This is a genomic window from Hymenobacter guriensis (assembly GCF_015773195.1).
In the GTDB taxonomy this organism is placed as follows: Bacteria; Bacteroidota; Bacteroidia; order Cytophagales; family Hymenobacteraceae; genus Hymenobacter; species Hymenobacter guriensis.
Genome location: NZ_JADWYK010000005.1, coordinates 119,673 through 145,388 on the forward strand (window position 1 = coordinate 119,673; position 25,716 = coordinate 145,388).

Consider the following 25,716-nt stretch of genomic DNA (forward strand, 5'->3'; position numbering starts at 1 on the left):
ACAACCGTTATGAACACAACCAAACTCCCTCCGTCCCGGCGGCTCATGACCCGGCGCGCCCGTGCCTGGGGCTTTTTCCTGGCTTCCCTGTGCGGCCTGATGTGCCTTAGCTTCGTGTCCCTGGCCCAGAGCCGGGTAATCGTGGGCTATTTCCACAACTGGAACAACGCCACGGCCCCCTACATCCGCCTGCGCGACGTGGATTCGCGCTACAACGTCATCAACATCTCCTTTGCCGTGCCCGTGGCCTACGGCGACATGACCATGACCTTCGCCCCGGTCATGCAAACCAAAGCGGAGTTCATTGCCGACATGCGCACCCTGCAGAGCCAGGGCCGTCGCGTGCAGATTTCCATTGGTGGGGCCGATGCCCCCGTTGAGCTGAACACCACCGCCGACAAGGACAAGTTCGTAACGTCGATGAAAGCCATCATCACGGAGTATGGCTTCGATGGGTTTGACATTGACCTGGAAGGCACCTCGGTGATTCTCAACTCCGGCGACACCAACTTCAAAAGCTCCACCACGCCCAAAATCAATAACCTGGTGGTAGCGGCCCGGGAGCTGACCACGTTTTATCGCGGGCAGGGCAAGGACTTCTGGCTGACCTCGGCTCCGGAAGTGCAGTACGTGCAGGGCGGCTACGGCAACTACGGCACGGCGTTCGGGGGCTACCTGCCCATTCTGTACGGGCTGCGTGACCTCCTCACGTTCGTGCACGTGCAGTATTACAACACCGGCTCCCAGAACGCGCTGGACGACAAAATCTATGGGCAGGGCACGGCCGACTTCATCGTGTCCATGACGGATATGCTGCTCAAGGGCTTCCCGGTGGCCCGCAACTCGGCCAACTTTTTCCCCGCCCTGCGGCAGGATCAGGTGGCCTTTGGCCTGCCGGCTACCGGCAACGGGGCCGCCCCCGCCGGTGGGTACGTAACGCCGGCCGACGTCACCAAAGCGCTGAACTACCTGGTGAAAGGCATCAGCTACGGCGGCCAGTACGTGCTCAATACCACGTATCCCAACCTGCGGGGCATCATGACGTGGTCCGTGAACTGGGACAAAACCCAGAACTACCCGTTCGCCACCAACGCCTACAACTTCTTCAGCACCCTGGGTAATACCACGAACACGCCGCCCACGGTTAGCCTGACCTCGCCCAGCAATGGCGCGACGTTCACGGCCCCAGCCAGCATCACCATTAACGCCAACGCGGCCGATGCCAACGGCACGGTCAGCTCCGTGGCTTTCTACAACGGCACCACGCTGCTGGGTACGGATACGAGTGCACCGTATTCCTACGCCTGGACGGGGGTAGCTGCCGGCACCTACAGCCTTACGGCGAAGGCCACGGACAACCAGGGGGCCGTGACGACCTCCGGGGCCGTGGGCGTGACGGTGACGGGCAGCACGCCGGTGGCCAAAGCCATTCCGGGTAAGATCGAAGCCGAAGCCTACACGGCCCAGCAGGGCACCGACAAGGAAACGACCACCGACACGGGTGGGGGCCAGAACGTGGACTGGTACGAAACCGGCGACTGGCTCGACTACTATGTGAATGTGGCCACGGCCGGCACCTACAAGCTGGACCTTCGCGTAGCCTCGGCCAACGGCGGGGCTACCTTGCAGCTGCGCAACAGCGCCGGCACGGTGCTCGGAAGCGTGAACGTGGGCAACACGGGCGGCTGGCAGAACTGGCAGACCCTGAGCACGAACGTAACCCTGCCGGCCGGCGCCCAAACGTTGCGTTTGTACGCCTCCGCTTCCACGGGCACGAACGTGAACTGGCTCTCCTTCACGGCCGTGACAACCACCAACACGCCGCCCACGGTTAGCCTGACCTCGCCCAGCAATGGCGCCAGCTTCACGGCCCCAGCCAGCATCACCATTACCGCCAACGCGGCCGATGCCAATGGCACGGTCAGCAAAGTGGAGTTCTACAACGGCACCACGCTGCTGGGCACGGACACGAGTGCCCCCTACAGCTACAGCTGGACGGGCGTAGCAGCGGGCAGCTACTCTATCACGGCCAAGGCTACGGACAACGCGGGAGCCGTGACGACGTCTGCGGCCGTGAGCGTGACGGTAACGGGCAGCACGGGCACTTGCAGCGTGGCAGCGTGGACGGCCACGGGCGTGTACACGGTGGGCATGCAGGCCAGCCGCTCGGGCAACGTCTACCAGGCTAAGTGGTGGACCCAGAACGAGGACCCGCTCACGCAGAGCTGCCAGTACTGTGCCTGGCAGCTTGTCGGCCCCTGCGCCGGCGCCCGCACCATCACCGCTGCCACCAAACCTGCGTTGGGCGTGTCCATTTACCCCAATCCTACCCAGGGCGGCCGGCTGACGCTGGAGCTGGATGCCTATTACCCCGAGGTGACGGTAGAAGTAGTAAGCACCAGCGGACAGACGACTTCTTACTCCTATCGGGGAGATAAGCGCCTGCAGTTGGTACTGCCCAATCTGCCGAAAGGGCTGCTGTTGCTGAAAGTAAAGGCCGGCGGCAACAGCTTCACCCAGAAAATCGTGAACAACTAACCGGCCGCATATGGCAAGAAAGGGGAACTCCGCTAGGGGTTCCCCTTTTTAGTTGAATCCTGGCAGGTGCCGGCAGCCGGGGCGGGTGCCCAGCCATCTGGTTACGAAGGCGCGGTGGTTAGCAGCTTTTCTATTTCGGCAGCTTCAAACTCCAGGGTGGCTTGCCGCACCCTCAGCAGTGCCTGCGCCGGGCTGCCGCTGCGCAGTAGCTCGGCGCGGGCATCGGCTTCGAAAAGGCTCAGCCAGGGCGCCGGCCCCACGGCCGCCGTGAGAATGGGCAGGGCGGCCAGCCTGCGCCGGGCCCAGGCCACGCGCTCCGTGAGCTGCAACTGCTCGTAGGCCAACTGCCCGGCCCGGTGCCGGCACAGGCGCTGGCGGCGCAGCAGCAGCTTGGGGTCCAGGGCTTCCGGCGCTGGTTCCGCCGGGGTGTTGTGGAGGGCCGAGGTAAGGGCCGCCTGCGGCAGGGCTGCGCTCAGGGGCAGGCGGCGCATACCCCGCTCCACCTGCGACACCATCTCCCGGCTAAGCCCCAGGCAATACCCCAGCGCCGCCTGACTCAGGCCAAACCACACCCGCAGGCGCGGCACCAGACTGGTGCGTCTTGCCAAAGCACTAGCGTTTCTCATAGGGCTGAAATTGCTTTCGTTTCTGGAGAAACGAAAATAAACGGAAGCAAATGTGCCGTAAGCTTTGCTTCCGTTTTTTGAAAAACTCCAGAGAATGGAAGCAAACCGACAGTCAAACAGCGGTAGGGCCCGGACCAGCAGTGCGAACTACAAAGTTCGCGCTGCTGGTCCGGGCCCTACCGCCATAGGCAGGCTTACAGCGTTGCGCCGGCTTTCTTCTGCTTTATTTTCACCTTCTTCACTCTGCCTTCAGAGGCGGAGCGAGAGGGTTCGGCGGAGCTGCCAACCAGCATCATTTCCTTGACCAAGTGGCTGGCGCCGGCAAATTTATCCACCACGAACAGCATGTAGCGCACGTCGAGGGTGATGTTGCGCACCCGGTCGGGGTCGTACATGATGTCGGACATGGTGCCCTCCCAGTTGCGGTCGAAGTTGGTGCCAATCAGCTCCCCTCGGCCATTGATGACGGGTGAGCCGCTGTTGCCGCCGGTGGTGTGGTTGGTGGCAATGAAGGCTACGGGCACGGTGCCCTTGTAGGCGTAGGGGCCGAAATCCTTAGTGCGGTAGAGCTCCGCCAGGCGGGCCGGTACCTCAAACTCGGGGTTGGTGGGGTCGGCTTTTTCCATGATGCCGTCGAGGGTGGTGTAGAACTCGTAGCGGGTGCCGTCGGCGGGCTGGTAGCCGGCTACTTGCCCGTAGGCCACGCGCAGGGTGGAGTTGGCATCGGGGTAGAACTTGCGCTGGGGCTGCTGCAGGCGCAGGCCCGCCACGTAGGTGCGCTGAAGCAGGGCAATGCTTTCCGTGGCCTTAGTATAGGTGGGCAGCACCTGCTGGCGGTAAGTGGTGATGATAGCCGCGGCCAGCTGCACGGCCGGATCCTGGCGCAGGGCGTCGGCTTTGCCCTGGGCTACTTCGGCCAGCACGGCCTGGGCCCCGGCCTCCGAAGTCAGGCGCGACTTCCCGTAGAGCTGGGCAACATACCCGGCCCAACTAGCGGAGGTGGTGTGCTGCTGGCGCAGGGTTTGCACGGCGGGCGGCAGTAGGTTTTGGGGAGTGCCCTCGGCATAAAGCGGGAGCAGGGCGGCGGCTACTTTCTGGTCGGTGGGGGCGCTGTAGTTGCGGAAAAAGCCGGTGGTGCCTTTCCGGGCCTTGTCCACGGCGGCTGTCACCTCGGCCGCGGGGGCCTTCTTGTCGATGAGGTCCAGCAGCGGCAGCAGGGAGTTGGCATAGCTGAGCAGCTCCACGCCCAGGGCGGCTTCCGTCACGTAGTCGCGGGCCAGGGTATAGTCGCGGCCGGTAGCGTAGTTTTTTTGCAGCTCAGGCAGCAGGCCCGCAAAGGCCGCCTTACGGGCCGCGTCGCCCCCTTCGGCCCACTGCTGAAACTGCTGCTCCTGCTGCTGCTTTACGCGCACGGCATCGAGCTTGCGCAGGCCCCGGTTTTCACCTATCCACTTTTTCCAGTAGTTGGCCAGGCTGGCGTATTTGGCCGCGTACTGGATGCGCACTTTATCGGACGACTGCATATCGGCGGCCAGCACCTTCAGCTTGGCGTCGCGCACCTTTATTTTGGCCGGGTTCGACACGGAGTAGGTTTCATCCACGCCCCAGCTGGTGAGGTACTCATTGGTGCGGCCCGGAAAGCCGAATAATAGCGTAAAGTCGCCGGGCTGCACGCCCGCCAGGGAAATGGGCAGGTGGTGGCGGGGCTTGAAGGGTTTGTTCTGCGGCGAGTACGGCGCGGGCTTGTTGTCGGGGCCGGCGTAGATGCGGAAGAGGCTGAAGTCGCCGGTGTGGCGGGGCCAGGCCCAGTTGTCGGTGTCGCCGCCAAACTTGCCGATGCTGCTCGGCGGAGCACCCACCAGCCGCACGTCCTGGAATACTTCCGTGATGAACAGGTAGTACTCGTTGCCGTTGAACATAGGCCGCACAAAGCTTTGGTAGTGCGTGCCCTGCACGGCGGCCTGGCTTACGCGCTGCATGTTCTGCTGCACCAGCAGCTCACGCTGGGCTTCCAGAATGCCGGTGCTGGGCACGCCCGTGAGCACCTGCGCCGTCACGTCTTCCATGCGCACAATAAAGGTGGCCGTGAGGCCGGGGTTGGGCAGCTCCTGCTCCCGCGTCATGGCCCAGTAGCCGTTGGTGAGGTAGTCTTTCTCCACCGACGAATGGCTCTGAATCTGACCGTAGCCGCAGTGGTGGTTGGTGAGCAGCAGGCCCTCGGCGCTGATGATTTCGCCGGTACAGCCCCCGCCAAACTGCACCACGGCATCTTTCAAACTGCCCTGGTTGACGGAATAAATCTGCTCGGCCGTGAGCTTGAGGCCTTTTTTCTGCATGTCAGCCTCGTTGAGCTGCTTGAGCAGCAGCGGCAGCCACATGCCCTCGTCGGCGCGGGCACCGGAAAAGGACGTTAGAAGGGTGAGGGCCAGCAAAGCCAGCCGGTTACGAAGAAGCATTGGGACGTGAAAAGGGGAGTGGGTGGAAAACAGGATGCAAAAATACGCAGATGGCTGCTGGCAAATGGCGTTTCTCGCAGGGTTTCGCCGAGGAAGGCGCCGTGTCTCGCAGGTCATTCAACGCAAAACGCCCGACCATTATCGGCCGGGCGTTTTTGGTTTTTGGTTGTTCGTTTTTAGATGTTCGTTTTAAGTGGCATCTATCCCGATATCAAAAACGAACAACCAAAAACCAGCTTACGAATGCCCCAGCTCGGCCACGGCGGGGCCGTTCTGATCGTTGGTGTTGGAGGCTTTGGGGGTGCGGGAAGCGGCCGGGATATCGTCGGTTTCCTCGGCCGCGTGGGTTTTCTCCCACTCCCGGAAGCGGGTGATTTCGCCCTGAAACTTCTCCACGAACCAGCTCAGCAAGGCCAGATCATCCAGAAAGCCTACCACCGGAATAAAGTCCGGCACCAGATCTACGGGAGAAAGGGTATACAGCAGCACGCCCAGCGCCGACACGATGGTGCCGGTGTCAATTTGCCGGTAGTCGCCGCTCACGTAGTTGCGCACGAGGCGCACCACGGTGCGGGCCACGTCGAAAAGCTGGCGGAACTTGTTGTTGCCGCTGTCTTTGCTGGCCAGCTTGTTGGCTACTTCGTTCAGCACCAGCACCACCTTGAAGGGGCGGCCCAGCAGCTTGCCGGCACGGTTGAGGAATACGCTGAACAGCGCGTTTTTGGAAATGGAAAAGCCTTTGTCGAGCATGGAAGCCATATGCGCCGGGAGTTAGGGATGAGCCCGGTGTACGCTCCCCGCTCGGCTCGTGTTGTCGGTAAAAAGGCGCTTAGCCCAGCAGGTAGGCGTAATAGGCCAGAAATTCCCGTAGCAGAGCATATCCGTCGCGCCACTCGTAGTAGTCGGCGTGGGCCGCGTATACGACGGGTATACCTTGTCGCCGCAGCATGAGCTTGGTGCGGGAAAGGTGGAAAAACTGCGACACCACCAGCGCCGACCGAAACCGGCGCTGCCGGGCCAGCTGAGCAAAGTTGCGGGCCGTAGCCAGCGTGTTGTTGCCCTGGTTGTCGACTATAATGGCGGCCGCCGGCACCCCCTGGCGCACGAGGTATTGCTGCATGACGGTGCCTTCCCAATGCCCTTATTTGCCCAGGCCGCCGCTCACGAAAATAGTGGCGCTACTTCCTGCTCTATATAATGCCAGGGCTTTATCAAGGCGGGCTTTCAGGCGGGATGATAAGGAGCCGTCGGTGTTGACGGTGTTACCCAGCACCACTATACAGTCGGCCGGCCGGCTGGTGTCAAACAGACCATCAGCCGTGATAATGGTGGTATGGAGCAGAAACCAACCCGCCAGCAACCCAAAGCCAAGGCTGAGCCAGCGTTTCGTTGTGCGTAGGGCCAAAGCGAAGCGGGAAATTTAGAGGCGAGGAAGACACCCGAAAATTACGGCTTTCCTGTACTTTCGCTCCATGAGCACACCACTTGCCCGCCCCGGCGCCGACGAATACGCGCCGTACTACCATACCTACGTGCGCCTGGTAGAGGACCCCTTCCGCCAGCTGCGCGAGCAGCCCATCCACCTGCGCCAGCTGCTGGCCTCGCTCACCGACGAGCAGGGCCTCCTGCGCTACGCGCCCGGCAAGTGGAGCATCAAGGAAAGCCTCGTCCACATGATCGATACGGAGCGCATCTTCGCCTACCGCGCCCTGCGCATTGCCCGCGGCGACACTACGGCCCTGCCCGGCTTCGAGCAGAACGACTACGTGCCCGCCTCCGGCGCCGACGACCGGCCGCTAACCGGCATCCTGGCTGAATACGACGCGGTGCGCGCTGCCACGCTGAGCTTGCTGGACTCGTTGCGGCCCCAGGACTTCGAGCGGCGCGGCACGGCCAGCAACAACCCGGTAACTGTGCGGGCAATGGCGTATATTTTGGCCGGCCACGAAGCCCACCACCTGGGCGTTCTGCAGGAGCGGTACCTGCCGCTGCTGGCTTAGCAAAACCGCCTCCAACACAACACCGGCACCGAAAGGCGCGTTAACTCCGACGTACACCTTCCTTTTACTTCCTACTACTATGGCCAAAGCCCAAGACGCCCGCAAAGAGAAAAAGAAAGAGTCGACCAAGACGGAAAAAGAGAAAAAAGCCGCCAAGGACGAGAAAAAAGCCGCCCGCGCCCGCAAGCAGGAGTAGCACCACAGCCGCCCGAGTATCGAAAGGTATTCGGGCGGCTTTTTTTATGCGAGTTCTAATGAAAATACCAGCTACACCAAAAGAGTTAAAGGACGAAATAAGTATTTCTGCAACGCTCTACTCGACTTCAGGTAATCTACGGGAAAGACAATTGCTTTTCGTTTTACAACCAGTCCCAAATGAAATAGTAGTTGAAGGTGTTATTCAGGTTTTCGAATTAAGCAGTAATACAGAATTGTCCTTTATCCAACAGGAAATAGCTGGCAATATACTTTCGGCACGCAACCCGGCCACAATCCAATCGGCTTATTCCATTGTCAAAAGGTGCCTAAATAACTGGAATAAGAGTATCGAGCAATTGCCTTTTTGGCTTATTTCCGCTTTCGATAGTTCTGAACTTAACGCTGCGTTCCAAGCGCTTGAGGAAAGTGCCTTAAACCAGGTAGAAAGAGAAAAACTGTCTACGATGAAATGGTGGTTGGCTGCTAAAATATAACCGTTCCCTCACAGCGTATAGTACACCTCTTTTTCCTTGTCGTGGTGCTTGATGTAGCCGTGCAGCGTGAGCTTAATGAGGGTGCGGAAGGCGCGGCGCTTGCCCAGATTCAGCAGCTTCATGTACTGGGGCAGCGTGATGCGCGGGTGCTGGCGCAGGTAGTCCAGCACGGCCAGCTCTTCCCGGTTGAGTGGTAGCCGTTCCAGCCGGGGCGCGGCGGGCTCCTGGCGTTCCAGGGCTTTTTCGGTGAGCTGGCTGGTTTGCACGCTCTCGTCGCGCACGCGCACGTAGGCCCGCCAGTCGCCCTCGGCCACCTGGGCCCGGTGCGGCTTGTCCGGGCTTTCGGGCACCGTCACCAACACTACTACGCGTCCGTCTTCCTCCACCTCCCGGAAGCGCAGTTCCAGCGGTGGGTCGATGTAGTGCTCGGCTGCTTCGCGCAGCTGATACATTTCCTCTTCCGCGTCGCGCACGCCCACGATGCGGCCGTCATCATCCACGCCTACCAGCACCCGGCCGCCGTGCGTGTTGGCCAGCGAGGCCAGCGTGCGGGCAATGCGGGTGGGGTGGGTGGTGCGCTTCTTGAATTCCAGCCGCTCGCCCTCGCCCTGCCGGATCAGTTCCTGCAACTCTGTCATTGGGATAAATGGCTGGGTGGTTGTCTTGTTGAATGGCTAAAGAGTTTCAGGCTGAGTAACTGACGAGCCGGCGGGTAACTATAGTTCATCCTCACCCATAACCAAGGCCCCTCACGGCAGCCCTACGCTTCTTCGCCCTATCCAGAATGATGATTACGCTAGATAGTCATTCAGCCCGCTACCCCGGTTTCCTCCGCCGAAATGCGCCAGAGGCGGAAGGCTTCGGCGCGGTTGCCGGCGCGCTCGGCAAAGCGGCCGGGGCGGCTGTTTTTAAAGTACTGCCCACTTACGCGAGCTACTTCCGGAGACGTGGCTAGGTATACCGTGGTGCGGGCCCCGTGCTCCGGCGACACCAGCAAAGGCTTAGCCATCCACCACAATGTGCGCATCAGCCGGGGCGCGCCCGGATGCATTAGGCCCGTATCTACCAGGCCCGGGTGCAGGCAGTTGGCCGTAATGTTGGTCAGGTCGAGGCGATGCGCCAGCTCGTTGGTGAACAGAATGTTGGCCAGCTTGGAGTCGCAGTAAGCCGTGATGCCGCTGTAGCGGCTGCGGGCGTTGCGCACTTCCTGCGAGGCTTCGATCTGCCCCAGCCAGTGCGCCTCCGAAGCCACGTTGATGATACGCCCCTGGGGCGCGGCCAGCAGGAGCGGCAGCAAGTGGTTGGTAAGCACGAAAGGCGCTAGGTGGTTGGTTGCCCAGCTCAGCTCGTGCCCTTCCGCCGTGATGGTGTGCTTCCCGCCCATGATGCCGGCATTGTTGATGAGCACATCCAGGTGCGCGTGGTGGCGCGTCACTTCCTCGGCCAGCTGCCGCACGTCACTCAGCAACGACAAGTCGGCTACTAATACCTCGGCACTGGCGCCCGCGGCAGCTCCGGCCTGCTGCACTTCGGCCAGGGTGGTGGCCAGCTTCTGCGGGTTGCGACCCACAAGCAGCAGGTGGGCGCCCCGGCGGGCCAGCTCCCGGGCCGTGGCCGAACCCAGTCCGCCGGTGGCGCCGGTAAGCAGCACGGTTTTACCGCGCATGGAAAAATCGGGGGCAGGGGCCGCCATCAGAACAAAAAACTAAAAGGGGAGAGGCAGCCGCACTGGGCCGCTACGGACTTAAACGGGTAAACTGCTGCCGGGTGTTGTGGTTTGGCGGAGCCGTAAACAAAAATGCCGCCCCAGGCAGGGCGGCATTTTTTCTTGGGTTGATTCCGAAGCTGTTGCTTAGAAAGGCAGGTCGTTGTCGTCGTCCGAAGCAATGGGCGCCGAGGGCTGGGCCCGCAGGCTGGGGTTCTGATTGGCAGCAGCCGGACGAGGGGCGGCTTGCTGGTAGCTGCCACCACCCTGGGGGGCTGCGGCGCCGCCAGCGGCTGCGTCAATTTTCCAGGCTTCCAGGTTGGTGAAGTACAGCATCTGGCCGTTCTTATTGAAGCCGCGGCCGCGCAGGTTGAAGGTTACCTTCACCTCGTCGCCGACGCGGTATTGGTCGATGAGGGCAGTTTTATCCTGTACCAGTTGGAACTTGATATGCTCAGGGTACTGGCCATCTACAACTTCCAGCACGAACTCGCGCTTGCGGAATTTCTCGCTCACCTGCTGTTCGTCGAAGATTTCGTGCAGGCGGCCGGTAGCATCGTAAGCCATAGGAGAGAATAGTTTGGGGCGTGAAACAGTAGGTCAAACCTACGAAAAAAAACGCGGTTAGGCTAGCGCCGACTGCCTTTCGGCCGGCAGTCGGCTGCCTTTCTTAGCTTTGTGTTTTCTCTTATCTCCGAAGACTTTCCCTGCCGATGACTTCACCTATTGCCCTGGCCCTGCATGGCGGCGCCGGCACCATCTCGCCCGCCCTCATGACGCCGGAAAAAGAGCAGGCCTACCAGCAGGCCCTGCGCGAGGCCACGGAAATCGGCTACGCCGTGCTGGCGCGGGGTGGCTCTGCCCTCGATGCCGTAGAGTTGGCTGTACGCAGCCTCGAAGACTGCCCCTTGTTTAATGCGGGGCGGGGTGCCGTCTTCACTCATGAAGGCCACCACGAAATGGATGCCGCCCTCATGGATGGCCGCAACCGGGCTGCCGGGGCCGTGGCCGGCGTGCGCACCGTCCAGAACCCCATCCGGGCCGCTCGCTTGGTGATGGAGAAAACCGACCACGTGCTGCTGGCTTACCCCGGCGCCGACGAACTGGCCCGGGAGCATGGATTGGCTACCCAGCCCGAAGAATACTTTTTCACTCAGCACCGCTACGACCAGCTGCAGGAGGCGCTGCGCGAAGGTCGCATGCGCCTCGACCACAGCCAGGCCCTGCCCAACGCCACCGTTCCCGGCGAAACGCCCGCGGCTCCGGCCCCGCTGGCCGAGCCGGCAGCTTTCGTGAGCGAAGACCCCAAAAAGAAAATGGGCACCGTGGGCGCGGTAGCACGCGACGCGCAGGGCCATCTGGCCGCCGCTACCAGCACTGGCGGCATGACCAACAAGCGCTACTCCCGCATCGGCGACTCACCCATCATCGGCGCGGGCACCTTCGCCGACGACCGTACCTGCGCCATCAGCTGCACTGGCCACGGGGAGTTTTTTCTGCGCGCCATGGTGGCCCACGACATCAGCTGCCTGATGGAGTACCGGGGCCTGAGTCTGGCCGAAGCCTGCCGCGTGGTCGTGCACGACAAGCTGGCGCCCATCGGTGGGGAAGGCGGCCTGGTGGCCGTAGATGCGGCCGGCAACGTGGCGCTGCCCTTTAACTCGGAGGGCATGTACCGCGCCAGCCGCACCGCCGCCGCGCCCCTGTATGTGGGCATTTACCGCGACTAGCTACTCCTTATATATAGGTGTGCAAAACGACGCGTACAAAAAATGCGGGCTTCCGACCGGAAAGCCCGCATTTTTTGTGGAGCCACAAGCTGACTAAGATAGCGCCGGGGGCGGGGTAGCCGCCGGGGAAGCACTGATTTCCGTGGCGGCGGTTACGGCCGCGTCGTGGGTGGCGCGGTCTACGTAGAACTGGCGCTGCTGCATATTATACACGTTGCCTTTGGCCAGCACGTGCATTGTCATATTCTCTACCGAAAGGGTAGTGCCTTTTTTGGCGGCCGGCGCGTTGTTGTGCTGAATGCTGTGGCCATCCATGATAATCACCAGATTCGAGCCGATGGTTTCGATGACGTTGCCGTCGGTGATGAGAATGCCGGTGTCCTCGCCCAAGCCAATGCCAATAAGCTTGGGGTGCAGACTCACGGCCTCAATCAGGCGCCCAAACCGGCCGCGCTTCACAAAGTGCGTATCAATCACCACGTTGCTGAGCAAGCTCAGGCCGTGTCCCATCTTCACGGCTCCCTTCAGCAGGGCGTCGGGCACGCTGCCACCCCGGATCATGTTGTGCGACATGGCCATGGCGCCGGCGCTGGTGCCGGCCATTACGAAGTTGGGCTCGGACTGGTAGCGGGTGGTGAGGCGGTCGAGAAACTCGCTTTCCCCGAACATTTCCTTGAGCCGCGACTGGTTGCCGCCGCTGAACATAATCAGGTCGCAGGCCTGCAGGCGCTCCAGGTACTCGGGCTGCCGGGCGTCTTCGGGCGTGCGAATGTCCATCACGCCCACGTTGCGGCAGTTGAGCATAGCAAAGGACGAACGGTAGATTTCGCCCACTTCCTCCGGAATCATAGATGCCGTGGTCACCACTTCAATGCGCGGGTCCGTTTTGCCGGATTCCGTCACGACGCGCTTGAGGATGCCCAGCTCGAAAAAGTTGAGGTAATATTTTTTGCGCACGCGGGCGCTGGAGTAGGTGCCTTTGTCTTCGTTGCCACCGATGGCAATCAGCTTGCCGAGAGGTTTAAGTGTTTTCAACTGCGGTACTATCAAATGTCAGAATCGATGGAAAGAAACCAGCGGCGTGCTAGCAAGGTTCGCGCCACCTCGGGGCGGGCTACGCCGGCAGCCCTACCAGGGCATCGAGGGTGCCGGTAGCTACGGAGTGGTAGTTGGGCCGGGCCTGTGCATATACGGTCTGGGCCCGGTGGCGGCCATCGGGCGTGGCCAGCAGCGCCTTGTAGAGCGGCACCAGAAACTTGCGCCGTCCTACCCGGAGAAGAAATTTTTCGAGGGCAGCGTTGGCGGGGGCATAGCCGGCAGCCAGCGCGTGCGGAAACCACGCCGCCAGGATTTCGGAATTGCCGGATGCCGTAAACCCAAACGCCGCGTCCAGGTCGGCCACTTGCGCAGGCGTCATTTTCGGGGGAAGGCCCTGCAGGAAATGTACCCACTCGTGGCTGCTCCAGTCCGCAGTGACCAGGCTGGCCGCCGGGGCGCCCTGCTGCCAGGCCCGCCGCGCCGCTTCCACCGCCGCAAACCGCTCAGACTCCACCGGCGTTGCCACGGCCGGGATGCCGGGCTGATCTATCCAGGCCATGAGCTGCAACTGGCCTTCGAGGCCGGGCTCCAAGTCGAGCAGCTCCCGGCGCAGGTAAGTCAGGAAGGAGCTGGTGTCCATCGACTGGAAGCTGTGGCGGGTGAAGTACTCCTTAATAAAGACATCGAGGCGGGGGCGGCCCACCAAGTGTTCGAGGGTGAGCAGAAGGTAGTCGCCTTTTTCGTAGGCAATTTCATTGAGGCCCTCATCCGGGTCGCGGCCGGCCAAGTGCAGGCGCAGGTGCGTATCGGGAGAGGTTTCGCCCAACTCGGCCAGGGTATGGTGCAGGGCCGTGTTGCCCAGTACCTGCAGCATGTCGGCGTAGGGGCGGCCATAGAGCTTTTCCATAATGCGCCGCTCGAAGTACACCGTGAAGCCCTCGTTCAGCCAGAAGTCGTTCCAGGTGGCGTTGGTCACGAGGTTGCCGCTCCAGGAATGAGCCAGCTCGTGAGCTACCAGGCTGGTCAGGCTTCGGTCACCGGCCAGGATGGTAGGCGTTACAAATGTTAAACGCGGATTTTCCATGCCCCCAAACGGAAAGGAGGGCGGCAGCACCAGCAAGTCGTACCGCTCCCAGCGGTAGGGCCCATACAGTTCCTCGGCGGTGGCTACCATTGGCTCCAGATCCTGGAACTCGCCGGCGGCGGAGGGCAGCGTTGCCGGCTCGGCGTACACGCCGGTGCGGCCACTGAGCGGAGCAAAAGCCAGGTCGCCCACGGCCAGCGCCATCAGGTAAGCCGGAATGGGCTGCGTCATTTGAAAATGATATTCGCCCAGGGCGTTGCGCGTATGCGGATTCTCGGCACTCATCAAGGCCAGCAGGCTGGGGGGTACGCGCACGGTGGCCTCGTAGGTGAAGCGCACCCCCGGCGAGTCCTGGCAGGGCAGCCAGGTGCGGGCCAGGATAGCCTGCGACTGGGTGAAGAGAAACGGCTGCGTGCCGGCCGTCTGCTCCGGCGTCAGCCACTGCAGGGCCGCCGCGCCGGGTGAAGTGCGGTACCGCACGCTGATGCTTTGGGTGCCGGGTGCCAGCTGCACGCGCAGGGCCTGGCCCAGGATGGCATCGGCGGGGGCTAGCTCCCAGGTAGTAGCGGGGCCGTCGGGGGTATCCAGGGTCACGGCATCAATGTGCAGGTCGCGGGAATCAAGCCAGAGCTCGGCAACTGCCTCGCTACTCCGCTCCAGCTCCCAGGTAGCCTGACCGGCCAGCGTGCGGCTGGCAAAGTCCACGGTCAGGTCGAGGGTAAGGTGCCGGACGCGCACCCCGGCGGGCCGGGCATAGCTGTGCGGGTCAGAAACGAGCGGAGTAGCAGCGGTAGGACCAGTCATAGGGAAGGTGAAGGAAAGCAGCGGGAGCGGGGCAAAAGCAACGCGGGCAAATATAGCAAAACAGCCTTCCAGCCCGCCGCCATTTTGCTAATGGCCAAAACAGCTAAAACGTGTACCTTGCGCATCGGTGTCGGGGCCTGCGATAAGCGGGCCGGTAACCCTCGGATGGCGTTTAGAGTAGAACGCGCAGCCGGCTCAACAGTTCAGGGCTGACAAACTGAACCAGTGCCGGGTGTTTTCCAGTTACCAGCCTGACGGCTCTTCACCGCCCTTCTTCATGAAACCACCGATTGCTTCTATATTTTTTTCCACCCTGCTCAGCTGGCTTCTTTGCCTGACGCTGCTGGCCTCGGCTGCCTCCTGCAGCCAGGATCAGCAGAATAAGGTGAAGGCAGCCCTGCCCGGCGCCCTCGGCAAGCCCGGCGGCCCCCAGCCCAAGCTCGATAGTGTGTATGTAGTGCGCCAGATGCTGGCCGAACCCGCGTTCAAGGACCAGCTGGAATGGGGCAAGAAATTCTACCGGGAGCGGGACTTCCGCCTGGGCTGGTTCCGGGGCCACGAGCTGGTGCCCCAGGCCAAAACCATGCTCAACGTCATCAACAAGGCCGGCGACGAGGGGCTCAATCCGAAAGACTACAAAATCAAGGACTTCGATAAGCTGTTTGCCGAGTTGGAAGCAGCCCAGATGGACACAACCAAGCGCAACGCGCTGGAAAAGCAGATTGACGTCGCGCTGTCGGGCACGTATTTCAACTGGGCTTCGGACTTTTACCGCGGCACCGTGAACCCGCGCGAGGTAAAAAGTATCGACTGGAACGTTAAGCGCAACAAAATCAAGTTGCACAAGGCGCTCATGACCATCCTCAAGGAGCGTGAAAGTACGTATCCATACTATGAGTTTGAGCCCCTGCACCCCGAGTACGACCGACTGAAAAAAGCCCTGGCCGACTACCGCGAGCTGCAGCGCAACGGCGGCTGGCCCCAGCTGCCCGCTACCACCAAGCTCAAGCCCGGTGACGCCTCGCCCACGGTAGCGCTGCTCCGGCAGCGCCTGCTCAACGAGCCCGCGGCGGCTCCTAAGGCAGTAGCCGTGAACAACACCAGTGGCAACGGCACGGCTCCCGGCGCAGCTCCTGCTCCAAAGTATGATGATGAGCTGGTAGGGGCCGTAAAGGAATTTCAGGAGCTGAATGGCCTGAAGGCTGACGGGGTAGTGGGGGGCGAAACCTTGCGTCAGCTGAACGTGCCGCTGCAAAGTCGCATCGAGCAAATCACCGTGAATATGGAACGGTGGCGCTGGATACCGAAGCGCTTTGAGCCGAGCTACCTTATGGTGAATATCCCCGATTACAAGCTGCACGTCATCGAAGACAACAAGGAGGTTTTCGACATGCGTGTTATTGTGGGAAAGGCCCTAAACGCTACCCCGGTGTTCAGCGACAAGGTGGAGTTTGTGGTGCTGGCGCCTTACTGGAATGTGCCCTACAGCATCATTGATAAGGAGATGCGCCGTGGGCTGAGCAACGACCCGGTGGGCACGCTGAACCGCCTGGATATGGAGGTAGTGAAAGGCTCCGGCGCCAAAGCCACCCCCGTAGATCCTACATCCATCGACTGGGCAAACCTCACGGAGAAGACATGGAAGTATACCCTGCGCCGCCGCCCGGGCCCTAAAAATGACCTCGGCGACGTGAAGTTTATCTTCCCCAACTCCAACGACGTGTACCTGCACGACACCCCCCACGACGAGTTATTCAACCAAACCAAGCGCGGCTTTTCGCACGGCTGCGTACGGGTAGAGGAGCCCATCAAGCTGGCCGAATATCTACTGCGCAACAAGAGCGGCTACGATGAAGCCAAGATTCTGGACGTAATATCCCAGCGCAAGGAACAGTACGTTGCCCTGCCCGAGAAGCTACCCGTATACCTCGTGTACTTTACCAGCTGGGTGGATGACGCCGGCAAAGTCCACTTCCGCGACGACATCTACGGCCACGACAAAGCCTTAGCACGCGAGTATTTCGATTAGCCTTCCAAGTTTCGGCGCACCCTCTTCCGGCGTCCGAACTTCACTAGAACATGCCAGGCCGACCTCATTTACTGAGGTCGGCCTTTTGCATGATAAGAGAGTATAGTCAGCACCAGTTGATATAACGGCTACCCTTATCATAAGTGGGCAGAAAGAATAGGAGGGAAGTGTTGTTTACATATGTATTACAATTGTAATCAGAGTTTTCATTTGTAATACATATGTAAACAAGAGTTGCCTGAGTCACTTCAGCCTTGGAAGGAGTGTAGATGCTTGGGTAATGGTCGTACATTTGTAATCATTACTTTCAGTTGATATATGGTAGAGCGTATTCGGACCTTACTGGCCGCCCGGCAGCTTACGCCCACGCAGTTTGCCGACCTGATTGGGGTAGGCCGCCCGATTGTCAGTCATATTCTTAGTGGCCGTAACAAGCCGAGCCTGGAAGTCATCCAGAAGGTCATAGCGGCTTTCCCCGATTTAGCCATGCCCTGGCTGCTGTCTGGTATCGGGCCAATGTGGACCGGCGAAGAAGCCGAAAGGCCTACAGTCGCCGAAAAACTGGTCAAAAAACCAGTGTCTCGCCCACGCCTCGCGGAGTTGCCTGCTCCTGAGGTGGTAGCTGCCCCTGTTACCCCGGCTCCTTCGTCGGAGCCAACTTCTCTCCCGCCAGCCCCCACGCCGGCCCTCGAACCAGCTGCCGCGCCATCCGTCGCAACTCTCGCTGGAGCTGTGCCAAGCCTGATAGCGCCCACCGCACCCGTCGCAGAAGTCAGCGAAACGGCTGGCACCAACGCGCAGTTAGCCAATATGCCCTTAGCTGCTCTGGCTGAACCGGATAAGGCCATCAGACGTATAGTTATCTTCTACCAGGACGGCACCTTCTCGGCCTACCAGCCAGAGTAGCAGGCATGAAGCTTTCGGATGAATAGCTGGTTTGGTTTTTACAGGATATACTCAGCCAGTGCAATTTGTCAGTAGCAGTTACATGCCTTCCAGAAGAGGGACTATCTGAAGTTAACTGTTCCAATTTTCCTGCAGGTTTTAGGGTGTGCAACACGGGGATAGTACCACTTGGTATTAATGTTACTGCAGTTAGCTAAGAGAGCTTAAAATGAAAATTATATTACTGTTGATCAGGTAATTATGTATATGTTAATAACGTGATGGTTGATATTTTTTGCTTTAGAATAGCAATTCAGAAGAGTAATATAGATACAATCTGGCTGCGAATGATTTATGACACGGGTTACGTGTGAGGCCTGCTAAGCTTTTTGACAGTGAGCTTGATCAGGAAAACTGCAAATGCAGAAAGCTAATTAGATTGGCCTCCCGCTGGCGGTTAGGCAGTCGGCTAGTAAAACATAATTCCTTGATTTCAAAAGTAAATAATCACGGTGCTGACGCGGCAGGTGCGGCTGATTATCGTTGGGTCTGAGTCGGCGTTTACAAATGTTGAATTGCAAACTGTCTCTCATACCTTATGGAAGGCAGCGGAACCAGAACAACTTCCCAACTGAGGCTATTGGGAAAGGCTTGGCGAAAAGCCGGGCGGTGCTTACCTTTGGCGCATGAAAAATTTCCGTCTGCTCCTCTTGTCCGCCGTCGGCGCTTCCTTGTTTCTGTCGTCCTGTGAACAGGCTCCCGATGCGGAGAAGGACCCCAATGCGGATGCCGCCTATAAGCGCAAGCACCGCACCGAAATGTACCGCGAAGCTCAGCGCAGCAACGTCAACTACTAAATAGCCCCTGGCTGGGTGAGCCCCAGCTGCCTGCTACATACAGCCGAAAGCCCCGCCGGATTAGTTCCGACGGGGCTTTCGCATGAGGCTGCAGAGAGTAGATACGCAGCCTGCTTTCTGCTTTAGTGCATTGCAATAGCTACCGGCAGGGGTTCGGTCAGCAGAGCGGGCAGGGACTGCGCGGCTGCCCACTCAGTTTCCAGCAGTGCCGCCCAGGTACGCAGGTACAGCACCACATCGTCGCGCTGGTTGTGGCGCAGGGCATTGCGGCGCTCGAAAGGAATTGCAGCCCGGATGACGGGGTCGGACAGGCGCTCCAGGTGAGTGAGGTCGGCGCGGGTGAAGCCCAGGGCCAGCATTTCGTCGATAGTTTCATCGAAGGGCCGGCCGCTGGTAGGGCAGTAGTCGATGAGTTGCTGCTCCCAATCGCCATAGCGCTGCAGGGCACGGGCGTGGATTTCCGCCTTGGTCAGGTGCGTAATCGTCTGGGCGAGGTGCCCGCAGTTGCAACTGCCCATGTGGCCCCACTGGTAAGGCGCTTCGGTCTGTAAACGATGCGCAGTAGTGCGCAGGGCCTCCAGTACGGCCAATGTGCTCTTTGCCATAGCTCAAGTAAATGAGTTGAATGTTGTCCGGTGCTGGTTGTCAGGGGCTATCAGCAACGGACAACTGCTTCTATTAAAGGCGTAACCGGCCGTTTTTGTTTCTGCCACAAGGCAAAAGCCTCCCACCAGTTATACCAGCGGGAAGCTTTTGCGTGTCAGGATAGCCGTAATGGCCCCGGATTAGCGGCTGGAGGAGCCGCCGCGGCTGTTGCCGCCCCGGAAGCGCCGCCGGGCACCTTCGTTGCTGCCGGAGCCACCCGCGGCGGCGGGGCTGCTACCAGCGGCCGGCCGCCGCGGGCCCGAGTTTTCCCGGGGGGCGCGGCTGTTGTCGCGGGGCGGGCGGGCAGAAGTACCTTCCGGCCGGCCCCGGTCGGGGCGTGGGGCGCGGCCGGCGGGACCTTTGGGGCGCTTGATAGGCGCGCCGCCATGCAGCAGCACAGGGGCCACGTCCTTGGTTTGGTAGGGGTGGTCGTCTATCACGTCCAGCTGGCGCCGGATCAGCTTCTGAATGTCCTGCAGGTACGCACGCTCCTCATCTTCCACGAAGGTGAGGGCCGTGCCCAGGGCTCCGGCCCGGCCCGTGCGCCCAATGCGGTGCACGTAGGTTTCGGGCTCGTTGGGTACTTCGTAGTTGATAACGTGGGTCAGCTCATCCACATCGATGCCGCGGGCGGCAATATCCGTAGCTACCAGCACGCGGGTAGTGCCGGCTTTGAAGTTGCTGAGGGCCCGCTGCCGGTGGTTCTGCGACTTGTTGCCGTGGATGGCTTCGGCCGGGATATTGGCCTTAGCCAGGGTTTTCACCACCCGGTCGGCGCCGTGCTTGGTGCGCGTAAACACCAGCACCCGCCGGATCTGCTTGTCGCCGAGTACGTGCTCCAGCAACGCCGGCTTGTCCTCTTTATCTACCAGATACACGGCCTGCGTCACGGTATCTGCGGTGCTCGATACGGGCGTAACGGCCACCTTCACTGGGTTAGGGCGCAGGATGGTGTTAGCCAGCTCCTGAATCTGGGGCGGCATGGTAGCCGAGAAAAACAAAGTCTGGCGGCGGGCCGGCAGCTTGGGCAGAATACGGCGGATATCATGGATAAAGCCCATGTCCAGCATGCGGTCGGCCTCATCCAGCACAAACACTTCAATGTGGCGTAAATCCACGAAGCCCTGGTTCATGAGGTCGAGCAGGCGGCCGGGGGTAGCAATAACCACTTCCACGCCGCGCTTTAGGGCCGAAGTCTGGGGCGTCTGGCCCACGCCCCCGAAGATAACGGTGTGGCGCAGCTTGAGGTGGCGGCCATAAGCCGCGAAGCTTTCCCCGATCTGAATAGCCAGCTCGCGGGTAGGGGTGAGCACCAGGCAGCGGATGCGCGACTGGGAGTGGCGCTCCACGAGGGCCGTTTGGTGCAGCACCTGCAGAATGGGTACCGTGAAGGCGGCCGTTTTGCCGGTGCCGGTCTGGGCCACGCCCAGCAGATCTTTCCCGTCGAGGACGTGCGGAATGGCTTGCTGCTGGATGGGCGTGGGGGTAGTGTAGCCTTCTTCCTGCAAGGCCTGCAGGATAGGATCAATTAAATTAAGTTCGTCGAAAGACATCAAACAGAAAAAAATGGCCTGGTCGCAATATGTAAGGGCCGGCCGCAATGAATTAGCAAAGGTCGCATATTTGCGGCAAACAGGTCGGCCGGGCAAACACCGGGCCGCGTACCCAAGTATACCGAACGTCACCTGAGCCTCGTCAGCGGCTCTTAACCTTCCTTCCAGCTATGCAGATAACCGACCAGAAACTCGTGTACGACGGCCATTTCAAGCTTCGCCTGCTTTCCCTGCAGGACGGCGACGACCAGCTCAAGCGGGAGCGGTTCGAGCCGGGCCGGTCGGTGGCGGCCCTGGTGCTGGACACCGCGCAGCAGCGCTACCTGTTCGTGCGCCAGTACCGCATCGGACCCGAGCAGGAGATACTGGAAATTCCGGCCGGCATGCTCGACCCCGGCGAAAGCGCCGAGACGGCCATCCGGCGGGAGCTGCAGGAAGAGCTGGGCTACGACGTGGACCGCCTGGAGCCCCTGGCCGAATTCTACGCCTCGCCCGGCACCAGCGCCGAGCTGATGAGCGTATTCTACGCCGAAGTCAGCCACCAGTCGGGCGCCGGTGGGGGGCTGGCGAGTGAGGGCGAAAAGCTGGACGTAGTGCCGCTGACCTGGGAGGAAATGCTGGCCCAGCGCTTTCTGGATGCCAAGACGTTTGCCGCCGTGCAGTGGGCTCAGCTGCGCCGGAAATAACCGATATTATTCATTTGTATATAAATGAAAAGGCCTGTTTTCGCGCGAAAACAGGCCTTTTCATTTGGGTAATATATGAGGACTACTGCGTATTGACGATATACTCGAAGTCTTCTTTCAGCTTAGCATCGTTGATAACCACGCGCAAAGCCTGGGGTTCGGGTGTTTTAACAAATGGAATAGTGCGCTGGCTTTTGTACAGGTCGCGGTTCCAGAAGCGGCCGTCGCCGTTGGGTAGAGACGGAATGTTGAGCAGCTCCTTTTCGTCCTTATCCTTCACTACCAGACTGAGGTAAGAAGGGTTGGCATTGGTGGAGCCGCGGCGCAGCATCGTTACGACCAGCACCCCGCCGGCGGGCAGGTTATTGAAGCGGCGCTGGTAGGCCGAGTCGGCCCAGGTGGTGTACTTGCGCTGCTCGTTCAATTCCAGCAGTAGCTCGGCGTAGGGGCGGTACGCCAGGCGCGTCACGCTGGCCGATACTTCGGCGTCTTCGTCGGTGTTCTTGGTTACGTTCTGCACGTACTGGCACTCCTCGTCTTTTTTCGGACGGAGGTACTTTTTACGCTCCGTTTTCACCTGGGCCGAGGCAGCCAGGGTAGAGAACAGAGCCAGCAGAAGGAAAAACTGTTTCATGCAAGAAATAATTAGACAAAACGTAGTTGGAAAGTCTTATTTACTGGACAAAGGTAAGAAAGCTCCTGCACACCCGCACTATGGCCGCGCCGGTTCACGCAAGCATAAAGCAGAGATAATGGCTGCGTAACTTCTTCTGAATGTGCGTGGTGTTGCTTTGCACATAGCTTGTGTGTCACAGCGAAAGTCTGCCTATGAAAACGAAGGTGCGTCGTCGGCGCGTGGAGGTAGTCGTTATTTCGGACGTGCATCTGGGCACCTATGGCTGCCACGCCACGGAGCTGCTGCGGTACCTGAAAAGCATCCGGCCCAAAACCCTGGTGCTCAACGGCGACATCGTGGACATATGGCAGTTCAGCAAAAGCTACTGGCCGGCCGCCCACATGCGGGTGGTGCGTCACCTGGCCGGGATGGCCGCCAAGGGTACCCGTATCTACTACCTCACCGGCAACCACGACGAACTACTGCGCAAATTTGCCGGTACCCGCCTTGGGGCACTTACCATTGACAACAAGCTGGTGCTGGAGCTGCCCCACGGCCGGGCCTGGTTTTTCCACGGCGACGTATTCGACGTGACCATGCGCCACGCCCGCTGGCTGGCCCGCCTGGGCGGCCACGGCTACGACTTGCTGATTCTGCTCAACCGCCTCGTCAACTTTGGGCTGCAGAAGCTGGGCCGGCCCCGCGTGGCCTTGTCGAAGGCGGTGAAAGACCGGGTAAAAAGCGCGGTGCGCCTGGTAGGAGACTTCGAGCAGACTGCCGCCGACATTGCCGGGGAGCGGGGCTACCAGTTCGTGGCCTGCGGCCACATTCACTGCCCCGACATCAAAACGCTGACTACGGCCCATGGCCCGGTCCAGTACCTGAACTCCGGCGACTGGGTAGAAAACCTCACCGCTCTGGAGTACACCGCGGCCGAAGGCTGGCACCTGTACCGCTACGCCGACGACCCGCGCATGCAGCTGCCGGCCCCCGACCCCAATGCAGACGAGGCGGACGATACCGACCGGGCCGCCGATGCCGCCCCGGCCGCTCTGCTGCAGGGCTTGCTGGCCGAGCTAAGCCTACGCCCGGCGCCTGCGCAGGAATAGAAAATTTGCCGCATCTTGCCGGTCGGGCTTGCTACCGCCGAAAAGCCCGGGGCTGCGTATCGGCCTGCTTTCGGCCCACCGTTTCGTTTTCTGATGCCACGTATTCTGTATGCTATCCAGGGCACCGGCAACGGCCACCTGGCTCGTTCCCTCGATATTGTGCCCCTGCTGCAGGAGCGCGCCTCCCACCTCGACGTGCTCATCAGCGGCCCGCCCTCCGATATTCAGCTGCCCTATCCGGTGCGCTACCGCTGCCACGGCATGGGCTTTATCTTCGGCAAAAGCGGGGGCATCAGCTTCAGCAAAACCTTTGCCCAGCTGAACGCCCCGGCTTTGCTGCGCGAAACCCGGGAGCTGCCGGTGAAGGACTACGATCTGGTGATAAACGACTTCGAGCCGGTTTCGGCGTGGGCCTGCCGGCTGCGGCAGGTGCCCTGCGTGGCCCTCAGCCACCAGAGCGCCGTGCTGGGCCCGCAGGCGCCCCGCCCGCGCCGCCCCGACCCGGTGGGCCACGCCGTGCTGCGCCACTACGCGCCCTCCACGGCCCATTACGGCTTCCACTTTGAGCGCTACGACGAGCACACCTTTACGCCCGTTATCCGCCGGCAGGTGCGCGAGCTGAAGCCCCAGAACGACGGCCACTATACCGTATACCTGCCCGCTTACGACGAAGCAACCCTGGTGAGCCGCCTGCGCTACATCAGCCGCGATACGCCGTGGGAAGTGTTCAGCAAGCACAGCCAGCAGGAGTCCCGGCACGGCAACGTGCGGGTACGGCCGGTAAGCGGGGCCGCCTTCACCGACAGCCTGGCCCGCAGCGCCGGGGTGTTCTGCGGGGCCGGGTTTGAGACGCCCGCCGAGGCCCTGTACCTGGGCAAGAAGCTGCTGGTGGTGCCCATGAAAAACCAATACGAGCAAGCCTGCAACGCCGCCTCCCTGGCTCATTTGGGCGTGCCCGTGGTGAAAAGCCTCAAGGACAAGCACCTGACCGGGGTAGAGGAGTGGCTCCGCTTTGGCCGGCCCATCCCGGTCGACTACCCCGACGAAACCGGCCGCATCATCGACCGCCTATTGATGGAGCAGCTGGGCCGTAAGCGTCATTAATAGCAGATGACTATGCATTGGTAACTGCCGTATGAGCGAAGCTGGCAAGTATCTGCCATCAGCCAACCGCGTCCTTTTTATGTCCGATCTGCCCGCGGCGTTTTTCCCGCCGACCTCGCCCGCTGCCTTTTCCCGCGCCGACTTTGGAGCCGACTTTCACTGGGGCACTTCAGCGGCGGCTTACCAGACGGAGGGTGCCTGGCAGGCGGAGGGCAAAGGACCCAGCATCTGGGACGAGTTTGTACGCCGCCGCGGGCGCATCAAGGGCGGGGCTACCGCCGACGTAGCCACCGACTTCTACCACCGCTGGCCCGAGGACCTGGACTTGATGCGTGGGTTGCACATTCCCAACTTCCGGTTTTCGGTGGCCTGGTCGCGGGTGCTGCCGCAGGGGCGAGGGGCCGCTAACCCCGCGGGCCTCGATTTCTACGACCGGCTGGTGGATGGCTGCCTGGAAAGGGGCATCGAGCCGTGGGTGACGCTCTACCATTGGGATTTGCCGGCCGCTCTGCAGCGCCAGGGCGGCTGGGCACACCGCGACGTGGTCGGCTGGTTTACTGATTACGCCCAACTGATGGCCCGCCGCCTCGGCGACCGGGTGCGGCACTGGATAGTGCTGAACGAGCCGCTGGCCTTTGTGGGGGTAGGGCATCTGCTGGGCATTCACGCTCCCGGGCGTCGCAGCTTGGCCGCATTCTTGGCTGCCACCCACCACGCGGCCCTAGCCCAGGCCGAGGGTGGCCGGGCTTTGCGGGCCATGCTGCCCGCAGAGGCAAAAATTGGGACCAGCTTCTCGGGCTCCCACGTGCAGCCCTGGCGCCCCGGCCTGCCCCGCGACGAAGCCGCTGCCCGCCGCGCCGATGCGGCCTTCAACCGGATGTTCATCGAGCCGGCCCTGGGCCTGGGCTACCCCGTGGCCGATTTGCCTGTGCTGCGCCGCCTGGAGCGCTACCACCGCCCCGGCGACGACAAGCTGCTGCCCTTCAACTTCGACTTCCTGGGCGTGCAGAACTACACCCGTGAGGTGATAGGGTTTGCGCCCTACATGCCGCTGGTATGGGCCCGACTGGTAAGTGCCCGCCGCCGGGGAGTGCCCATCACCAGCATGGGCTGGGAGGTCTACCCCGAAAGCATCTACCACCTGCTCAAGAAAGTGGCCGCTTACCCCAATGCTCCGCGCCTGGTCGTCACCGAAAACGGCGCTGCTTTCCCCGACACGCTCACCCCGGATGGCCGCGTGCCCGACCCCGCCCGGCAGGCGTTTCTGCGCGCCTGCATCGGGCAGGTGCTGCGCGCCAGGCAGGAAGGTGTGCCGGTGGATGGCTACTTCGTGTGGTCGTTTACCGACAACTTTGAGTGGGCCGAGGGCTACAATCCGCGCTTTGGGCTGGTTTACGTCGATTACGAAACCCAGCAGCGCACCATCAAGGATTCCGGACACTGGTACGGACGGCTGCTGGCGGGGGAGGGAGTGTAGGAATCCCAAAGGACTTTTCACCCCTTCGTAAACGGCGGAAATAGGTAACTTGCCCCGGCCTGCCCGGGTAGGGCGGGGCCGT

General features: G+C 61.1%; 23 protein-coding genes and 1 pseudogene. 11 read left to right on the forward strand and 13 right to left on the reverse strand.

The genetic code is table 11. The features are described from left to right. Positions 1 to 9: 9 nt before the first annotated feature. On the forward strand, positions 10 to 2,538 hold the full coding sequence (locus I5L79_RS10245) for an Ig-like domain-containing protein (RefSeq protein ID WP_196954954.1): 2,529 nt from the start codon (positions 10 to 12) through the stop codon (positions 2,536 to 2,538). A gap of 101 nt (positions 2,539 to 2,639) precedes the next feature. Here I5L79_RS10245 and I5L79_RS10250 read toward each other — a convergent pair whose 3' ends face one another. From I5L79_RS10250 to I5L79_RS23880, 5 genes and pseudogenes are all read right to left on the reverse strand, one after another. Beyond that, entirely contained in the window at positions 2,640 to 3,164 is a 525-nt protein-coding gene (locus I5L79_RS10250; protein WP_196954955.1) for a helix-turn-helix domain-containing protein, read from the reverse strand. Positions 3,165 to 3,358: 194 nt separating this feature from the next. Continuing rightward, positions 3,359 to 5,620 carry a S46 family peptidase gene (locus tag I5L79_RS10255; protein ID WP_196954956.1) on the reverse strand — a complete coding sequence of 754 codons (2,262 nt, stop codon included), beginning with the start codon at positions 5,618 to 5,620 and terminating at the stop codon, positions 3,359 to 3,361. Positions 5,621 to 6,025: 405 nt separating this feature from the next. Further along, positions 6,026 to 6,124 (reverse strand): annotated as a pseudogene (locus tag I5L79_RS23760) (YkvA family protein); the annotation flags it as partial. Positions 6,125 to 6,449: 325 nt separating this feature from the next. Further along, on the reverse strand, positions 6,450 to 6,740 hold the full coding sequence (locus tag I5L79_RS23290) for a YdcF family protein (RefSeq protein ID WP_196954958.1): 291 nt from the start codon (positions 6,738 to 6,740) through the stop codon (positions 6,450 to 6,452). Positions 6,741 to 6,761: 21 nt separating this feature from the next. Continuing rightward, positions 6,762 to 7,025: a YdcF family protein gene (locus tag I5L79_RS23880; RefSeq protein ID WP_196954959.1), complete on the reverse strand. Its 264-nt coding sequence runs from the start codon at positions 7,023 to 7,025 to the stop codon at positions 6,762 to 6,764. A 67-nt stretch (positions 7,026 to 7,092) separates the two neighbouring features. Between I5L79_RS23880 and I5L79_RS10275 the strand changes: the two genes are divergently transcribed. Both I5L79_RS10275 and I5L79_RS10280 read left to right on the forward strand, forming a co-directional pair. Beyond that, positions 7,093 to 7,620 carry a DinB family protein gene (locus I5L79_RS10275; RefSeq protein WP_196954960.1) on the forward strand — a complete coding sequence of 176 codons (528 nt, stop codon included), beginning with the start codon at positions 7,093 to 7,095 and terminating at the stop codon, positions 7,618 to 7,620. Positions 7,621 to 7,874: 254 nt separating this feature from the next. Then, entirely contained in the window at positions 7,875 to 8,312 is a 438-nt protein-coding gene (locus I5L79_RS10280; RefSeq protein WP_196954961.1) for a hypothetical protein, read from the forward strand. An 8-nt stretch (positions 8,313 to 8,320) separates the two neighbouring features. Here I5L79_RS10280 and I5L79_RS10285 read toward each other — a convergent pair whose 3' ends face one another. The 3 genes from I5L79_RS10285 to I5L79_RS10295 form a co-directional block, all read right to left on the reverse strand. Then, entirely contained in the window at positions 8,321 to 8,950 is a 630-nt protein-coding gene (locus I5L79_RS10285) for an AlbA family DNA-binding domain-containing protein (RefSeq protein ID WP_196954962.1), read from the reverse strand. 170 nt (positions 8,951 to 9,120) lie between these two features. After that, positions 9,121 to 10,005: an SDR family NAD(P)-dependent oxidoreductase gene (locus I5L79_RS10290; RefSeq protein WP_196954963.1), complete on the reverse strand. Its 885-nt coding sequence runs from the start codon at positions 10,003 to 10,005 to the stop codon at positions 9,121 to 9,123. Positions 10,006 to 10,164: 159 nt separating this feature from the next. Beyond that, positions 10,165 to 10,584, reverse strand: a complete 420-nt coding sequence (locus tag I5L79_RS10295; protein WP_196954964.1) for a DUF3127 domain-containing protein — start codon at positions 10,582 to 10,584, stop codon at positions 10,165 to 10,167. Positions 10,585 to 10,730: 146 nt separating this feature from the next. On the opposite strand from I5L79_RS10295, the gene I5L79_RS10300 reads away from it, so the two are divergent. Continuing rightward, entirely contained in the window at positions 10,731 to 11,747 is a 1,017-nt protein-coding gene (locus I5L79_RS10300; protein WP_196954965.1) for an isoaspartyl peptidase/L-asparaginase family protein, read from the forward strand. A gap of 93 nt (positions 11,748 to 11,840) precedes the next feature. Here the strand turns inward: I5L79_RS10300 and I5L79_RS10305 are convergent, their stop codons facing one another. Both I5L79_RS10305 and I5L79_RS10310 read right to left on the reverse strand, forming a co-directional pair. Next, a complete protein-coding gene (locus I5L79_RS10305; RefSeq protein ID WP_196954966.1) occupies positions 11,841 to 12,782 on the reverse strand; it encodes a cyanophycinase in 942 nt (313 codons plus the stop codon). A 79-nt stretch (positions 12,783 to 12,861) separates the two neighbouring features. After that, a complete protein-coding gene (locus tag I5L79_RS10310) occupies positions 12,862 to 14,673 on the reverse strand; it encodes a M1 family metallopeptidase (RefSeq protein ID WP_196954967.1) in 1,812 nt (603 codons plus the stop codon). Positions 14,674 to 14,950: 277 nt separating this feature from the next. On the opposite strand from I5L79_RS10310, the gene I5L79_RS10315 reads away from it, so the two are divergent. The 3 genes from I5L79_RS10315 to I5L79_RS10325 all read left to right on the forward strand — a co-directional run bounded on the left by I5L79_RS10315 (position 14,951) and on the right by I5L79_RS10325 (position 18,444). Beyond that, a complete protein-coding gene (locus tag I5L79_RS10315) occupies positions 14,951 to 16,702 on the forward strand; it encodes a L,D-transpeptidase family protein (protein WP_196954968.1) in 1,752 nt (583 codons plus the stop codon). A 318-nt stretch (positions 16,703 to 17,020) separates the two neighbouring features. Next, positions 17,021 to 17,608 carry a helix-turn-helix domain-containing protein gene (locus I5L79_RS10320; protein WP_196954969.1) on the forward strand — a complete coding sequence of 196 codons (588 nt, stop codon included), beginning with the start codon at positions 17,021 to 17,023 and terminating at the stop codon, positions 17,606 to 17,608. 665 nt (positions 17,609 to 18,273) lie between these two features. Continuing rightward, complete coding sequence (locus I5L79_RS10325; RefSeq protein WP_196954970.1) at positions 18,274 to 18,444, forward strand: hypothetical protein; 171 nt, start codon at positions 18,274 to 18,276, stop codon at positions 18,442 to 18,444. Between the two features lie 122 nt (positions 18,445 to 18,566). Here the strand turns inward: I5L79_RS10325 and I5L79_RS10330 are convergent, their stop codons facing one another. Next, the gene (locus tag I5L79_RS10330; protein ID WP_196954971.1) at positions 18,567 to 19,049 is read right to left on the reverse strand and encodes a hypothetical protein; all 483 of its coding nucleotides are present in this window, start codon (positions 19,047 to 19,049) and stop codon (positions 18,567 to 18,569) included. Between the two features lie 180 nt (positions 19,050 to 19,229). Then, positions 19,230 to 20,642 (reverse strand): DEAD/DEAH box helicase, encoded by a 1,413-nt coding sequence (locus I5L79_RS10335; RefSeq protein ID WP_196954972.1) that lies wholly within the window; start codon positions 20,640 to 20,642, stop codon positions 19,230 to 19,232. Between the two features lie 170 nt (positions 20,643 to 20,812). On the opposite strand from I5L79_RS10335, the gene I5L79_RS10340 reads away from it, so the two are divergent. Further along, on the forward strand, positions 20,813 to 21,328 hold the full coding sequence (locus I5L79_RS10340; protein WP_196954973.1) for an NUDIX hydrolase: 516 nt from the start codon (positions 20,813 to 20,815) through the stop codon (positions 21,326 to 21,328). Positions 21,329 to 21,410: 82 nt separating this feature from the next. Here the strand turns inward: I5L79_RS10340 and I5L79_RS10345 are convergent, their stop codons facing one another. Further along, positions 21,411 to 21,962 carry a hypothetical protein gene (locus I5L79_RS10345; protein WP_196954974.1) on the reverse strand — a complete coding sequence of 184 codons (552 nt, stop codon included), beginning with the start codon at positions 21,960 to 21,962 and terminating at the stop codon, positions 21,411 to 21,413. Between the two features lie 194 nt (positions 21,963 to 22,156). Between I5L79_RS10345 and I5L79_RS10350 the strand changes: the two genes are divergently transcribed. The 3 genes from I5L79_RS10350 (at position 22,157) to I5L79_RS10360 (ending at position 25,634) form a co-directional block, all read left to right on the forward strand. After that, complete coding sequence (locus I5L79_RS10350) at positions 22,157 to 23,053, forward strand: UDP-2,3-diacylglucosamine diphosphatase (RefSeq protein ID WP_196954975.1); 897 nt, start codon at positions 22,157 to 22,159, stop codon at positions 23,051 to 23,053. Between the two features lie 93 nt (positions 23,054 to 23,146). Next, positions 23,147 to 24,157 carry a glycosyltransferase family protein gene (locus I5L79_RS10355; RefSeq protein ID WP_196954976.1) on the forward strand — a complete coding sequence of 337 codons (1,011 nt, stop codon included), beginning with the start codon at positions 23,147 to 23,149 and terminating at the stop codon, positions 24,155 to 24,157. A 79-nt stretch (positions 24,158 to 24,236) separates the two neighbouring features. Continuing rightward, positions 24,237 to 25,634, forward strand: a complete 1,398-nt coding sequence (locus tag I5L79_RS10360) for a GH1 family beta-glucosidase (RefSeq protein ID WP_231403033.1) — start codon at positions 24,237 to 24,239, stop codon at positions 25,632 to 25,634. The last annotated feature ends 82 nt before the right edge of the window (positions 25,635 to 25,716 follow it).